Below are 15,102 nucleotides of genomic sequence, written 5' to 3'. Positions count from 1 at the left end.
TTGACCTTTAAACTCTTAATCATTCTGTTTTCTTCAAAATCCATGTACCAGGTATGGTCCGAATATCATCAGTATAAATGACATAAGTATCAGCAATGCAAATGTCGCAGAAATGGAAGCTGACAAGCGCTCTGCTTTTGGTTCGCTTTTTGTAAAACGATATACTGCTGAATACAGGTAATCTCTGAAAACATGTCCTCCGTCCAGAGGTACTGCAGGAAGGCAGTTGAACAGGCCTACATAGAAGTTGAGCCATCCTATCCATAACAGGGAATTGGCTATCCAGAAAAGTCCGATTCCAAGGGGCTCGGCCCAGCCCACCGGTTCATAGAACTGTGCCAGTGTACCGCTGAATCCGGGGAATCCTTCTCCTGTAAATCCGATTATCGGAAGTCCGAGGATTATGACCCAACCGGCAATTCCGGTAAGCATTGATGGTATCTGTTTTAGAAGCTCAAGATATTCGCGTGCAGGAAATTCACCAACGGAGAATCCAAGTGATGTTTCCACATATCCGTCACTCTGGGTATAAACTCCCAGATAGCCTTTATCAGCGTCTGGGTGTTGTGCAAGCTCGATTTCATATTCTTTGGTAGCTTCCTGTCCGTTTGAAATTTCTACTATGACTTTTTGACCGACATCAGTCGATCCCATATAATCAGTGAAATCCGAGACTGTCCTCATAGTATTTCCGTCTATACTAAGTATGTACATTCCCTCTTCCAGACCAGCTTCTTCAGCAGGTGATCCTTCCACTGTATTCTGTATCCTGATACCTTTTATATCAGGTTCTGATTCTGTTACTTTCACATCATATGTGGAGACTACCCTGTCGGTGGCAGCATGGACCCGGACAGTAGATCCCATTTCAACAGAATCAAGATAAAACAGCATCTCCTGTGCATTGGCTATACTGGTGTCATCAAGTTGGGTAATGACCATGTTCTCCCTGATTCCGGCAGCATATGCGGAAGAGTCTTCATTAACGTCTACTACCATGGTGTTTCCGAGTGGAGACATTGCTCCGAGTACAGGTCCGAAAAGCAAGGAGAAGGCTATCAGGGTTACAACGAAGTTAGCCATCACACCGGCTGCCAGGATTCTTGCCCGCTGGTTCCGGGTAGCTTTTTTCTCCGGCACTTCTTCGTAGCGTGTTATTTTTTTCTCAGGTTCTTCTTTGTCTATAACAATTCCCAGCCTGCGGTCACCATAGGGGTCCGGCTGTTCATCGTCTTCATCTTTCTTGCCAAAAAGCTCTTCTTCGTCCGGTTCGGCAAAGCCTCCTATGGGCACAAGTGCGAGCAGTATTCCCATAGATTTTACCCTGATGTTTTCTACCCGGCAGAGGATAGCGTGTGAGAATTCATGCACCACAAGGGTTACTATCAGTGCAATGATTCCCCAGGTAAGCGGTATGAACTCATTTACACCGGGTATAAGGAAAATATTCCTTGCTTCATTGAATTTGCCCGGTTCGGGTATGGTATTGTCTCCTATTGAACTGAGCAGTGCTATGTCCGAAAGGATCACTACCATGAACATTGCAATCATGCCGATGAACATGAGCACTATACCGATATTTGCATATAGTTTCCAGGCTTTCCCGGGTTTTGCAAGCTTGTCGAGTATCTCAAGTCCCTTTGTGGTCCGTATCATTAGTACGGGACCATAGGTACTAATATTATATTTTTCCAGAATTCCCTTTCGTTTAAGGATTAACACAATAAGCCAATACACTAAAAAAAGTGCCAATGCAAGGTAGGTTTCGTTCAAAAAAACTCTCCGATCCAGATATTGAATGTGGGTTTTGATTATTTTCCAAAAATAATAGCATCTAAGCCACTGTGATTTAAGACCCTTATATATCCTATCATATAAAAAAGCAACTTAGATATGTTTATATATTGCTATTTTTAAATATAAAACAAAGTATAGCTTGCTTGATTTTGGGTTCTTTGCCACATGGGGATTTAGTGTGCCCAGAAATTGAAAGAGGCTCTCAGGTTTCATGTTTGAGTTGCATAAAAGCATAAGTATAAAAACAATAAAGGAAATATAGCAATCATAGAATTGTGAAACGTTGATAAACGTTGATGAATGGTTCGGCGTTGAAGAGCAAAGCCTAAAAAGCGAATACTATACCGTGATGTAACATATCCGTGAGGGGATGAATGTGCAATCGATAGTTCAGGAAGCATTAAAACACACTGAAAAAGAAAAGGAGTACCGCCAGACAATAGCAGTAGATGACCAGCTAGACATTCTTGGTCAGCCCCGGATTATGATCGTGGGTTGTGGCGGTGCAGGCAATAACACTATCAATAGGCTCTATAACCTCGGAATTGAGGGAGCAGAGACTGTTGCAATCAACACTGACAAGCAGCATCTTGACCTTATCCGTGCCGACAAGAAGATCCTTGTGGGAAAAACACTGACCCGTGGACTGGGTGCAGGAGGTTACCCTGAAGTCGGTGCAAAAGCAGCAGAACTTGCCCGTGGCACACTTGAAGAGGTCTTTAAGAACTCAGATCTTGTTTTCGTTACAGCAGGTATGGGAGGAGGAACCGGTACCGGTGTAGCCCCCGTTGTAGCTGAAATTGCAAAAGAACAGGGAGCTATTGTTGTAGGTATGGTTTCCAGTCCTTTCAGAGTTGAAAGAGCAAGGGCAGTCAAAGCGGAAGAAGGACTTGAAGAATTCCGTCGTGCTGCAGACACGGTTATTGTTCTTGACAACAACAGGCTTCTGGAGTATGTGCCCAATCTTCCAATAGATCAGGCATTTTCCGTAATGGATCAGCTTATCTCCGAGACCGTTAAGGGTATTACCGAAACTATCACAAAGCCTTCACTCATCAATCTCGACTATGCTGATATCAGGTCTATCATGGGCTGTGGTGGAGTAGCCGTTATGCTCGTAGGTGAAAGCAAGAACCAGGACAAGAGTGATGATGTTGTCCGTTCCGCACTTAACCATCCATTGCTTGATGTTGATTACAGAGGTGCTACCGGTAGTCTTGTACACATAACAGGAGGTCCGGACCTCAGTCTGAAGGAAGCCGAAGATATCGCTGCTTCACTTACATATGAGCTGTCACCCCGTGCAAATGTTATATGGGGAGCCCGCATTACCAATGAGTACGAAGGCAGGGTACGTGTTATGGCTATCATGACCGGCGTCCAGTCGGCTCAAGTGCTTGGCCCACAGTTCGGTGAAGCTGCAGCCGCTTCAAATCCGGTTTCCGAAGCTCCGAATGGTTACAGGCATGCAAGCACTCCTGTCAACAAGGTCAGGCGTTCAGTTGTTGAGCCTGTAAGTACCAAAAACGCTGGTGGATCTATTATCGATATCATCCACTGAATCTGTTCTGATTCAATTGCTGCCGGACTTTTGGTCTCCGGCAATGCAATTATTTTTGAAAGATATTCTTATCTGCATAAATTACTATTTTAAGCCATGAAAGTACTGGTTGCTACGGGTCACCTTGCAGAGCAAACCGTGAGAGATTCGGTAGGTAAAAACGCTGATGTCCTCGTTGTTGATACGGAGATCGCGGCATTTATTACTCCTCGAAAGCTGATGGCAGCCATCAAAAGAGATAACCCCTCACTAGATGCTGATTCGGATAGCAATCTTGGGTATGATCTTATCTTTATCCCGGGTCTCGTTTCAGGTGATTTTTCAAGGATTGCCAGTGAGCTTGGCTGCAGGATACGCCTTGGCCCCAAGCATGCCTATGACCTCGGTTTTGTACTGTCTTTTGTAGATCAGCTTGAATTTTCAACTGAGATACCTGCCTGTGAACTACTTGCGGATGTAAGGCGGGAAATAGCCCTGGAGAAAATCAGGGAGCTGGAAACTCTGGCAGTTCCTGTAATTGCTGTGAGTGAGTTGAAAATAGGTGGCAATTCGCGTATGAAGGTAATGGCGGAAGTAGTCGATGCCACTGGTCTGGACTCTCATACCCTTTCCGAAAGAATCGAATCTTTTGTGCGAAAAGGTGCTGACATAATTGACCTAGGAGCTTCCCTGCATGCAGAACCCGAAGATGTTGACCGGGCCATAAGGGTCGCAAGGTCTGTTACATCGCTTCCTGTCAGCATAGACACACTCGATCCGGAACTGCTCACCCAGGCACTTGAAACCGGTGTTGATCTGGTTCTTAGTCTGGATAGTAGTAATATATCTATTATTGCTCCGCAACTTGCTGGCTCAAATGTCGCAGCAGTAGTACTTCCTAACTCAGGAGAAGGGCTGGATAGTCTTGTGAGGAATATAACCGAAGCACGCAGGCTGGGTGTGAGCAAGATAATTGCAGATCCTGTTCTTGATCCTATCGGACACGACATTATAGGTTCTATCGTTCGCTACAGTAAGTTTCACGAAATGTTTCCGGATGTGCCTGTGTTCTTCGGTGTCGGTAATGTAACGGAGCTCGTTGATGCTGATTCTACAGGTGTGAATGCAACCCTTTGTGGTATTGCGGCTGATGTTGGTGCAAGCATACTTTTCACACCAGAGTACAGTAACAAGACCCAGGGCTCAATTGATGAGCTCAAAAAGGCTTCACAGATGATGATGCTTGCAAAAGAGCGCAAAAGCTCTCCCAAGGATCTTGGCATAGATCTTATCGAAATAAAAGAAAAACGAAGGCGCACTGATTCTGCTCTTCCACAAGATTTTGTCAGGGCAGAAAAAAGTAAGATGTGGACACTTGATCCAAAAGGTAGTATTCGGATAAGCATAATTCCACATCGCTATGGAAAAGGTGGATGCATCCTTGCAGAACATGGTGATACCTCCATCGTTGGTAAAACCGCAAGGGAGATCATGGATACTATTCTGGACCTGGACTTGGTTTCAAGGATGGAGCATGCGGCTTATCTGGGGCAGGAACTCAAAAAGGCGGAAATTGCCCTGAATTTCGGAAGAAGTTATTCGCAGGATGACGATTTTTAGTCGGCTTCTTAATAAATGAAAGATATCAGGAAGCTTCCTGAATCTCTTCTAATGCCTTTTTGGCACTTTCAGTGACAACCGGATAATCGTCTTCATCTTTTGCAATCTGCTCAAGAGCTTCTATTGCTCTTGGATCATTGAGAATTGCAAGTGAGTTCGCAACAGCTACTCTCAAGTCCGGTGAATCATTCCTGTCAAGTAATATAGCTGTCATTGGAATGGTTGCATTTTTGTCTCCTGCTATTCCAAGACCCTCTGCAGCGTGCAATCTGACACTAAGATATTCGTTTCTATCTTCTGCTATTCTGGTAAGTTCCTGTACACTTCTTTTATCTCCTATCTGTCCTAGGGCACGTGTTATGGTATATCTGAGCTGCTGTTCTGTTTCGTTTTCAAGTGCATTGATAAGGGGCTCGGTTGCATTACTGTCTTTTAGTAAAGCAAATCTTCCTGCTGCAGTACAACGCACACCCCAGTATTCGTCATTTAACGCTTCAATTAATGCAGGTGTTGAATTTCTGCCGCTAATCTCACCTAATCTCATTGCAGCTTCATGTCTGACACGCCATTGTTCGTCGTTAAGCATCATTCTCTCAAGAGACCTGATGACTTCATTATCCTCGGTTACAGAAAATGCACGTATGATGCTTATCCTGATTTCCATGTTCGCATCATCAAGATTGTCGACTAATGGTGTGGTTGCTTCTTTTTCATCTATTGCTACTAGTGTCTTTGGAACTTTTTTTCTTACAGTTTCAGGCTCGTTCTTGTTTTCCAGAATTGAAATTAAGGGAACAATAGCATCCTCATTTCCAATTCTTCCGAGTGCCCATATGGCATTCGCACGCACATCTTCATCTTCTTTCCTGTCCTCTGCAACTTTAAGAAGCGGTTCAAAGGCAGATTGCTCTTCCATTATTCCAAGCGCATGGGCCGAATTCTTCCTCATATCCGTATTTCGGTAATCCAGATTATCTATCAGGATACCTACTGAAGGTTTCCCCATTTTTTCCAGAGCAACAGCTGCTTCATAGACTAGCATCTCATCTTCGTATTTCAATGCGTTCGTCAGAGGCTTACTCGCTTGTACATCACCGATTTCTCCCAGTGACCAGGCAGCATTTTCGCAAACCAGGCTTTTATCATCTTTCAGGTTTTCAATTAGTAATTCAACAGCGTTTTCAGCTTTTATCTGACCAAGTGACTTTGCTGCAGCAGCGCGTATCTCATAATATTGGCTTTTGTTTTCAAGGATATTCATGAGTGGATTAACTGCCCGCTCATCTCCTATTTTTCCTAAAGATTCAGCCGCATTCCTGGAGACTGCCCAGTATTCATCACCAAGTTCAAGTGCATCTATCAGTTCATCGGTATTTTTCTCATTTCCTATATTTCCTAAACCGACTGCTGCTACAGCACGTAAAGACTTTGACTCATCATAATCTGTAAGTATTTTTGCAAATGGTTCGGAGGCTCTCTTATCTTGTGATGTTACAAGCCTTTCAGCCGCATTAATTCTGTTTCTCTCAGTTTCAAAATCATCTGTCATGATGCTAATCCAGTTACTTACATTGTCTTGCTCACAAGGATTATTTATGAATTGTAGCTTATCTTTTGTTAAAGAAATATCATAACCAGATGTTTTATTATTCTGGAAATCATTGCTAGTTGTAGTATTCGTTTTTTCCTGATATACGCATCCTGAGCCCAGGACAGCTATCAGTACTATAAGTGCGGAAACCATTTTGATAGCAAATGTTTTTTTACTCATTATTCTCCCCCTTTTCATCTGGTTCTTCCGGAATTAGTATTTCTGTTTCAACGTTTTCTTCATGCCACTTTGCAGTAAGTTTAACTAGATATTGATCCCCAACCTTCCCTTTAGCAACTACTTGCACAGGCATGTATCTCTCAACTGAATTATTTCCTGAACTCAGTTCTATGATTCCTGCAGCATGTCCCTTCCAGGTACTAAATGAACTTTTGGAATATGCAGGAACATCCAGGTAAACTGTCTCCGATGAAATTGTTTTGTTAGTTTTCGGGTCAATTATACTCAGGTTAGCTTCAACATTCTCTGCCCGCCCCTGGCCGTTATTTAATACATAAGCATTTATCTCGTAAATTTCCAGGTTCCCATCTGTGGATTTTTTATAGGTAAGTTCTACAGTGTTTTCTGGAGGCAGGACTTCTACGGTGAATGATTCATCATCAAGTAGGATTTCATTGTTAATGATCTTTATATGGACATCCTGTTCTCCCGTAACTTTGTAGCCCATCAAAAGTGTTAATCTGTTCTCTCCGGGCTGAAGGGCTATTTTATCTCTTGTAGAAACAATGTCACTGTAGGTCAGACCGTCGTATCCGAATACGATGTAAGTATCTCTACTTTTACCGTTTTCGTCTACAAACGCATTGTCTGTCTCAAGTTTAATTTCCACAGGTCTTGGTTCATTATTCTGGACAACTACTATTACCTGGTTCAGACTATCGCTTTTTAAGGTATCTACTCCCAGGGTTTTAGGTGCAATTATCTCCTTAATATTTACATCTACGTTACTATCGTAATTCCACCAGACAATGACAGAAATAAGAATGATGCCCGCAAGAATCAGAAAAAGTTCTTTTCTCATTTGTTCTCACCTCTTATCTTTTCTGTCAGTGAGATGCAGTTTGTCAGACCGTACTTCTGTTTGCTGATTATTCTTTTCTTTTCCAGATTGGACAGGATGCGCGATGTTTTGGCTTTAGAGAAATCAAGCCGGTTCACAAGTTCGTTCTGCAGTATGTACCCGCTATTTTCAATGATAGTTTGAACCACCTTTCTTTCATCACCCTCAAGAGCCATAAGAAGTACTTCTTTCATACCGGGGGAAGTCGAGATAGATTCCGCTTTCTGTTCACAGGTATCCGGTGTTTGTGGAGTTATTATGGTTTTTTCTTCAATGGGCAGAACCCTTTCTTTGGTAAAAGGACGAATTTTCAGGTCCGTAAATACGTGGTAACATGCAAATCCTGAAAAAAAGCCACATATCAATAGCAAGTATGCTTCACCTGTAGTATAGGAATAGGGAATCTCAATTATCTTAAAAGATTCACCTTCGACCTGTATGACTACAGGTGCATCCTGTAACAACGTACTTGTCACAATTACCACTGTCAGGATCAGAATTCCTGCTGAGATTATGAGTTTTGTTTTTTCATTGCTCAAGTAACCATCTCACTGTTTACAATTATCTTGAAGGATGAAACAAATGATATATTTTGGCTGTGACGATCGGACAAGACGTTTCATATTTTGGAACCACCGTCCATAGATGCTTGTTTTCAGGTAGGGTCTATTTTTAATCCATTATTGGTTCAACCATGCTCTGGCGAGAATCTATTATTTTCAAATTAGTAATAATTAATTAGGTATGTAGTAGAAAAATAATCAATTCTGTCAGTAATGCCAACTTCCCGTTTCTGAATAACTTTTGTAATCAAAATGATAAAATTAAATGTAATAGCGTCATTATATGCAGCAGGTGTTTACGTGGAACTTGAAAAACAGGATATGGATAAGATAGTTGCCATTGTGGCAGCAAGATATTTTGCTGAGCAGGGGTGGAAATGGGTAGACCTCAGGAATGATGTTTCTGCGATCCGCAAGGCACACGATGATCTGAAAGAACAATATGATAAATATCCTTATATGAGTCTTGACTGGTATGTGAGCAATTCCGCAACCAGACACGTTCATATGTGTGAGAGGTGGGAAGAACTGGAAGAACTTATTGGATTCCTTGACGATTATGGAGAGTATTTTGATTTCCTCATCAGGGACACAAAAAAATCTTTCTGTATTGCAAGTATGGATGGCCAGTTAGGGCCAAAAGAGAAAAATGCTATCTCAGTTGCCAGAAGATTACGCTACAATGTCTTTGTTTTCAGGGTTGAAGTGCCTGAAAATATAGGTTTTGAACTTCTTCAGGTAGGTGGAGGTTACTGAGTAAGTTTCAATCGACAGATTCATATTGGGGATTTCCTATTTCAGCCTACATTTATATATTATATTATTCATTATAGCCGAGTTGTAAAAAATTATGTAACAGGTCATCCAGCAACGTTTTGTTGGATCTGGTAACACTTGTAAGAAAAATAATTGAAATTTACGATATTTACATTAGTAGTAATTAAGAGGAGTTTTAATATGGAAGCTTTAATTTATCTCGCCCCTCTTGCTGGTCTTATCAGTTTGCTATTTGCCGGTTTCTTTGCACGCACTGTCCTCAAAGAGGACCCTGGTTCAGAGAAAATGCAGGAAATAGCAGGTGCTATCCAGGAAGGTGCGATGGCATACTTGAATCGTCAGTACAAAACAATAGCAATAGTGGCTGTAATTCTTGCAGTACTCATCTTCGCTCTCCTTGAGGATGGCAGCAAGATTGCAATAGGTTTCCTTGTTGGTGCAATCAGTTCAGCAGCAGCAGGATACGTAGGTATGAATGTCTCTGTCAGGGCAAACGTCAGAACTGCACATGCAGCCTCAAAGGGTTTGCAGAAGGCAATGTCTGTTGCTTTCCGTGGTGGAGCGGTAACCGGTCTTGCTGTTGTAGGTCTTGCACTTCTTGGTACAAGCGGTTTCTACATCCTCTATGGTGATGTGGACCTTGTAGTCGGGTTTGGTTTCGGTGCAAGTCTTATCAGTCTCTTTGCAAGGGTCGGAGGCGGAATCTTTACCAAGGCAGCGGATGTAGGTGCGGACCTTGTCGGTAAAGTCGAGGCAGGGATTCCTGAAGATGATCCACGCAATGCTGGTGTGATTGCTGACAACGTAGGTGACAATGTAGGTGACTGTGCCGGAATGGGCGCTGATCTCTTTGAGACCTATGTGGTAACGGTTCTCGCATCAATGCTTCTTGGTTCACTTATCCTTGATTCATATTCAAATGCAATTCTTTATCCACTCATCCTTGGTGCAGTGGCAATTTTCGCTTCCATCATTTCCGTATTCTTCGTAAAAGTCGGTAGTGATGGTAAGATCATGAAAGCGTTATACAAAGGAGTAGCAGTTTCAGCAGTTCTTTCTCTTATCGCTTTCTACTTCGTAACAACTTCCCTCATGGGTGACATGAGATTCTACTATGCAGCTTTAGTAGGTATTGTTATCATGGTTCTCATGGTGGTTATCACGGAATATTATACCTCAACATCTTACCGCCCGGTAAAGACAATTGCCGCAGCTTCCGAAACAGGAGCAGGTACAAACGTAATTTCGGGTCTTGCGATCGGATTTGAGAGTACTGCACTTCCGGTAATCATCATCATTCTCGGTATCCTGTCCTCCTTCTTCGTTGTGGGTGGTGCAACAGATCCTTCAATCGGACTTTATGGTATTGCGATAGCAGCAGCAGCAATGCTTTCAACAACCGGAATGATTGTAGCACTTGATTCATACGGACCTATCACTGACAATGCAGGCGGTATCGCAGAAATGGCTGGCATGCCATCAAATGTACGTAAGATCACCGATGCACTTGATGCAGTAGGTAACACTACAAAAGCTGTCACAAAAGGATATGCTATAGGTTCTGCGGCCCTGGGTGCTCTGGCTCTTTTTGCAGATTACACCCACAAGGTCGATCTGACCGAGACTGCTCTTAGTCTTAATAGCCCTACTGTTCTTGTAGGTCTTTTTATTGGTGGACTGCTACCCTTTATATTCAGTGCTGTTACAATGCAGGCTGTAGGAAAGGCAGCATTCAAGATCGTTAACGAGGTTCGCCGCCAGTTCCGCGAGATTCCAGGTATCATGGAAGGAACCGCAAAACCGGAATACGGTAAATGTGTGGACATCGTTACCGCAGCAGCAATCCGTGAAATGGCCATACCCGGTGCACTTGCTATCTTCACACCACTGATAGTCGGAGTTGTACTTGGTCCTGCAGCTCTTGGCGGTCTGCTGATCGGTATCATTGTCTGTGGTCTTTTGCTTGCACTCACAATGGACAATGGTGGCGGTGCATGGGATAATGCAAAGAAACTAATTGAAGATGGAAAGCATGGTGGAAAAGGCTCAGAGGCTCACAAGGCAGCTGTTGTCGGTGACACCGTCGGTGATCCTTTCAAGGATACATCCGGACCTGCACTTAACGCCCTGATTAAGGTAGTTAACATGGTTGCAATCCTGTTCTCAACACTGTTCATTGGCGCAGGTATTTTCTAAATCAAAGAACTTAATTTCCGGCATTAGCCGGAAACATTTATTTTTTTGTCGCTCTTTTTCTTTTGTTGTTTTAAATTGCTCACTTTGAACCAAAAAATTTTGCAATCAAATATACGACTCAAATATTTTGTATAAACTCTTTTCAGCTTGAATAATAGGTGCTTTTTTCTTCGAGTGCAAAAACAGCAATTATGCTACCGATCATTCATATATATGCATTAAAAGGATTGCGCGGGTTGGGGAGTGGGGGTTTAATGTATTTGGGGAGTGGGGTTTAGTGTATGAAAAAAGTACCCGCGCAATAATGTTTATTAACATGATTCTATTTAATTATTGTCGTCCGGCAAGCTGCTTCACACTTATATTATTGTGAAATTTATTGTGTATAATCAGTTATCTATATATTTCTACGTATCTGCTCAACGTAAACAATATAAAGTGACCGCCCATAATGCACATATCACCGGAGAAGATTTTTGATGAAGGAAAACATCGGAACAACTATTCACAAAGGTCTTGGCACATGGACAAGAAACCTGATAATCTGCGTACCTTTTATCCTGGAGGTAATTGTAACAGTGCTTCTTTCAATGTTAGCTGCAATCTTTTTTGTGATGTTATTCATTCTACCTGTTGTCTCTGAGAATAATATAGATCCTGAACAGTTATCTCCCGATGCGTTGATGGCCATTCTGGAATCGCTGCTTTCAGGGGATCTATTAGTACTAATTATCTTTGGAGTTGTCTTTCTACTTATCTATACGCTTATACAGTCTTTTTTTGCAGCAGGTGCCATCGGTATGTCCAAAGAGGCATTAGAAAGGGGTGATACCGGCGTAAGAGATTTGTCTTCATATGGGACAAAGAATTTTTTGAACCTATTCCTGCTAAAAGTTCTGGTATCTTTACTGGTACTGGCAGGATTGATCTTTTTGGTACCGGGTTTTCTTTCAATAGGGGATATCAGTACTCTGTTTACAGATCCTGAGGCGGTTCTTACAAGCACGTCTTTAATGCTTTTCGGGTTTCTTTTATGGGGATTCTATATTTTGCTATTAAGCATTGTCTTTATCTTTGTCGATTATGCGCTTGTGATAGATCATCTTGATCCAGTCAGTGCTATTGAGAAAGGTGTTTCGCTTTTCCTTTCCAATAAGGCCTCTGCATTAGCATTATGGCTCCTGCTCATTGGTATATCAATGCTTTTTGGCATTGTCGGTCATATTTTCAGCTATATCGACGTTCTGTCACAGATGTGGACCTTTGTTGATTTTGTGCTCACTGTTCTTGTGATAAGGCCCCTGATAACTATATGGTGGACGCGGTTCTACCTCAGTAAAAATGAAAGGAAGCTCTATTCCTTAGATGACTACATCCTGGATAACTGAAATTGACTAAGATTTACTTAGATTTGCCTAAAAGTTTGCATGCCTGGCAGATATCTGCTGTACAGGCTTGCCCGCAAATACTGCAATTAGACAGTCCTTCCTGTGGGAATTCCCTGCCAAGTATGCCTGATATCTTATCGAATCCGCTAAGGAGGGCATATTTCGTACCAGGATGCCGAACTTCGAAATCATTCAGTAAAGTCCTTATTTCCTTTCTCATGGCTTCATGTGCATAGGGACATCCTCCAAAACCCAGTGGCAGGTCATGAAGATACGCATACAGAGCGACTTCTTTCTCGGGTATCTGCCTTAGAGGCTTCATACGTAGGACAAGTCCTTCAAGTTCCTTTGGTGGTGCCAGCCTGACCATACGCGATACATCGCCCTTAAGGTGGTTAAGGAGAATAGTCTGAGCTTCATCATCAAGGTTATGTCCTATGGCAAGTCGCGTAGCACCAATCTCAAGTGCGGTTTTGTTAAGCAATGATTTCCTGAGGACACCACAGTAACTGCATGCACCTTTTTCTCTCTGCATAGGTGCTATATCATCCATTGTTTTACCGTATTCTTCCCTGAATGACTTTACAATTAGCTCGATACCCAGTTCATCGGTAAGTTTCTTCGCCGATTCAATGGTTTGAGGTCTGTATCCTTCAATTCCTTCATCTATGGAAATACCAACAAGTTTGATATCCGGTCTCATGCCGAATATCCTGTGTAGTATGTAGAGTGTCGTACTGCTGTCCTTGCCACCGCTCAGGCCTACAGCAATAGTCTCATTCCTTTTTATGCTGTAATGCTTCCTGATGGTCAGTTTTATCTTGCGCTCAACATCCTCGATAAAATGTTTCCTGCACAGGTGCATGCCTGAGTATTTTTGGTAGATAATGGCATCCTTATTGCATTTATCACATTTGAGAGTCATAGGTTTGTCCATGCAACGGGATATTGATATAAATATCTGTCCTGTATTTCGCAATCTTTGGAGGCAAATATAAAAAGAAAAATTAAATAAAGTATAAATATTATTTTTATGTAAATAAGGAAAATTCAAATGAATGCGTTTGGTGAGATTTCTTTTGTGATGTTCATATTCTCAGTTCTTGCAGGCTATTCTCTCGGGGTATTTTCAGGTCTTGTCCCGGGCATACATACCAATAATTTTGCCTTGATACTGCTTGCTTTTTCACCAGCTCTGTCGGAGCATGGCATACCAGTATTCTATGTTGCTGTAATGATTCTTTCAAACTCTGTAGCTCATACGTTTCACGATGTCATTCCGGCAATTTTTCTCGGTGCTCCAAGTGATGATATGGCGCTAGCAGTACTGCCAGGTCACACTCTTCTGCTGGAGGGCCGTGGAGCGGAAGCTATCAGATTATCGGCACTCGGCAGTGCAGGTTCTGTTGCCTTTGCTATGGTGATAGCACTCCCTCTTTCAATGTTATTCAAAACTGCTTATAGTCTGATACAATCATACCTTGCCTGGATACTGATATTTATTGTAGTCATCATGATACTGACGGAAAAGGGTGAGTATGTTCCCGGTCAGGGTTCTCTTGTCCAGTGGAAATTCAAGTTCTACGCATTACTGATCTTTCTTATTAGCGGTTTTCTGGGAGTGCTTGCCTTTAATACCGAATACATGATAAAGCCCATTTTTTCATTGGGTGAGCCTTCGATATTATTGCCTCTGCTAAGTGGCCTCTTCGGTTCATCACAACTTATCATTAGCCTTATGTCCAGTCCTGTGGTACCTGCACAACTGGACCACCGTCTGGAACTTGGAAGAAAAAGCATATTCAGAGGCATATTTGTTGGAGGCCTCTCCGGTTCTCTGGTTGCCTGGCTACCTGGAATATCATCTTCTGTGGCAACTGTCTTCGCTCGACTGTTCATCAGGCAGGAACCTAAGAAGGAGTTGGAAATATGCGGACAACATGCTGACGAAAAGTTATTCCTTGATCCGGCAAAAGAGTTCATAGTCTCCGTCTCGGGAGTGAATACCTGTAATGCAATATTTGCGCTTGTGGCCCTTGCGGTTATTGGTAAGTCCAGGAATGGGGCAATGGTTGTTGTTGATGGCTTGCTTGGAGGTGTGGAATTGGATGCACCTTCAATGCTTCTTTTTTTCTGTGCTGTATCACTGACTGCAATCTTTTCCTATTTTTCAACCATCTATGTAGGTGACAAGATCCACACTAAGCTTTCTGACATAAACTACCCGCTTTTGTGCTATGCGGTGATAGCAATTCTTTCCCTTATAGTCCTTTTTTTCACAGGTATTTTCGGACTTGTGATTTTTGCAATATCAACTTCCGTGGGAATGTTGGCACCATTCCTGAAAGTGAGAAAAAGCAATTCTATGGGAGTGATCCTGTTGCCTGTAATATTGTACTTCCTTTAATGGTTTTTATTTGTAAAGTGTTTCAGGGAAGTGTCTCAGGTGTTATCAGACTTCCACTGTTTCTAATGATGTGGTACATTTCTATTAGGTAGTGAGCTTATGTGCTAATCAAGCAATCACTAGATAAGGTTCCCCTGTCTGG

11 protein-coding genes are annotated in these 15,102 nt (G+C 42.4%); 6 read left to right on the top strand and 5 right to left on the bottom strand.

Annotated elements, in window-relative coordinates; all coding sequences use genetic code 11:
• Positions 1-33: 33 nt before the first annotated feature.
• Positions 34-1,773, bottom strand: coding sequence for a site-2 protease family protein (locus tag V7O62_RS03385; protein ID WP_406657611.1), 1,740 nt, complete (start codon positions 1,771-1,773; stop codon positions 34-36).
• 400 nt (positions 1,774-2,173) lie between these two features.
• Here V7O62_RS03385 and ftsZ point away from each other — a divergent pair, with 400 nt between their 5' ends.
• Positions 2,174-3,358 carry a cell division protein FtsZ gene (ftsZ, locus tag V7O62_RS03380; protein WP_406657610.1) on the top strand — a complete coding sequence of 395 codons (1,185 nt, stop codon included), beginning with the start codon at positions 2,174-2,176 and terminating at the stop codon, positions 3,356-3,358.
• Positions 3,359-3,454: 96 nt separating this feature from the next.
• Positions 3,455-4,957, top strand: a complete 1,503-nt coding sequence (locus V7O62_RS03375) for a dihydropteroate synthase-like protein (RefSeq protein ID WP_406657609.1) — start codon at positions 3,455-3,457, stop codon at positions 4,955-4,957.
• A gap of 25 nt (positions 4,958-4,982) precedes the next feature.
• Here V7O62_RS03375 and V7O62_RS03370 read toward each other — a convergent pair whose 3' ends face one another.
• Genes V7O62_RS03370 through V7O62_RS03360 form a run of 3 tightly spaced genes read right to left on the bottom strand, consistent with a single transcriptional unit; the run spans position 4,983 to position 8,168 of the window.
• Positions 4,983-6,728, bottom strand: a complete 1,746-nt coding sequence (locus V7O62_RS03370) for a HEAT repeat domain-containing protein (protein WP_406657608.1) — start codon at positions 6,726-6,728, stop codon at positions 4,983-4,985.
• The gene (locus tag V7O62_RS03365; protein ID WP_406657607.1) at positions 6,721-7,590 is read right to left on the bottom strand and encodes a hypothetical protein; all 870 of its coding nucleotides are present in this window, start codon (positions 7,588-7,590) and stop codon (positions 6,721-6,723) included. Before V7O62_RS03365 ends, V7O62_RS03370 begins: the two co-directional genes overlap by 8 nt.
• On the bottom strand, positions 7,587-8,168 hold the full coding sequence (locus tag V7O62_RS03360; protein WP_406657606.1) for a helix-turn-helix transcriptional regulator: 582 nt from the start codon (positions 8,166-8,168) through the stop codon (positions 7,587-7,589). Before V7O62_RS03360 ends, V7O62_RS03365 begins: the two co-directional genes overlap by 4 nt.
• A 276-nt stretch (positions 8,169-8,444) precedes the next feature.
• Here V7O62_RS03360 and V7O62_RS03355 point away from each other — a divergent pair, with 276 nt between their 5' ends.
• From V7O62_RS03355 to V7O62_RS03345, 3 genes are all read left to right on the top strand, one after another.
• Positions 8,445-8,948 carry a hypothetical protein gene (locus tag V7O62_RS03355; RefSeq protein WP_406657605.1) on the top strand — a complete coding sequence of 168 codons (504 nt, stop codon included), beginning with the start codon at positions 8,445-8,447 and terminating at the stop codon, positions 8,946-8,948.
• Positions 8,949-9,149: 201 nt separating this feature from the next.
• Positions 9,150-11,165 (top strand): sodium-translocating pyrophosphatase, encoded by a 2,016-nt coding sequence (locus V7O62_RS03350; RefSeq protein WP_406657604.1) that lies wholly within the window; start codon positions 9,150-9,152, stop codon positions 11,163-11,165.
• Between the two features lie 479 nt (positions 11,166-11,644).
• On the top strand, positions 11,645-12,553 hold the full coding sequence (locus V7O62_RS03345) for a hypothetical protein (protein ID WP_406657603.1): 909 nt from the start codon (positions 11,645-11,647) through the stop codon (positions 12,551-12,553).
• A gap of 13 nt (positions 12,554-12,566) precedes the next feature.
• Here V7O62_RS03345 and V7O62_RS03340 read toward each other — a convergent pair whose 3' ends face one another.
• On the bottom strand, positions 12,567-13,478 hold the full coding sequence (locus tag V7O62_RS03340; protein ID WP_406658328.1) for a TIGR00269 family protein: 912 nt from the start codon (positions 13,476-13,478) through the stop codon (positions 12,567-12,569).
• Positions 13,479-13,607: 129 nt separating this feature from the next.
• Here V7O62_RS03340 and V7O62_RS03335 point away from each other — a divergent pair, with 129 nt between their 5' ends.
• Entirely contained in the window at positions 13,608-14,960 is a 1,353-nt protein-coding gene (locus V7O62_RS03335) for a tripartite tricarboxylate transporter permease (RefSeq protein WP_406657602.1), read from the top strand.
• Positions 14,961-15,102: the final 142 nt, after the last annotated feature.

This window comes from Methanolobus sp. ZRKC2 (assembly GCF_045291185.1).
Classification (GTDB): domain Archaea; phylum Halobacteriota; class Methanosarcinia; order Methanosarcinales; family Methanosarcinaceae; genus Methanolobus.
The sequence above is the reverse complement of the archived record's forward strand: the minus strand, read 5'-3'. Positions and strand labels throughout refer to the sequence as shown.

Excerpts from the sequence above, each read along its gene's own strand:
- V7O62_RS03350 (WP_406657604.1), top strand. The coding sequence starts at position 9,150 with ATGGAAGCTTTAATTTATCTCGCCCCTCTTGCTGGTCTTATCAGTTTG.
- V7O62_RS03340 (WP_406658328.1), bottom strand. The coding sequence starts at position 13,478 with ATGACTCTCAAATGTGATAAATGCAATAAGGATGCCATTATCTACCAA.
- V7O62_RS03355 (WP_406657605.1), top strand. The coding sequence starts at position 8,445 with ATGATAAAATTAAATGTAATAGCGTCATTATATGCAGCAGGTGTTTAC.
- V7O62_RS03365 (WP_406657607.1), bottom strand. The coding sequence starts at position 7,590 with ATGAGAAAAGAACTTTTTCTGATTCTTGCGGGCATCATTCTTATTTCT.
- V7O62_RS03375 (WP_406657609.1), top strand. The coding sequence starts at position 3,455 with ATGAAAGTACTGGTTGCTACGGGTCACCTTGCAGAGCAAACCGTGAGA.
- V7O62_RS03370 (WP_406657608.1), bottom strand. The coding sequence starts at position 6,728 with ATGAGTAAAAAAACATTTGCTATCAAAATGGTTTCCGCACTTATAGTA.
- V7O62_RS03335 (WP_406657602.1), top strand. The coding sequence starts at position 13,608 with ATGAATGCGTTTGGTGAGATTTCTTTTGTGATGTTCATATTCTCAGTT.
- V7O62_RS03345 (WP_406657603.1), top strand. The coding sequence starts at position 11,645 with ATGAAGGAAAACATCGGAACAACTATTCACAAAGGTCTTGGCACATGG.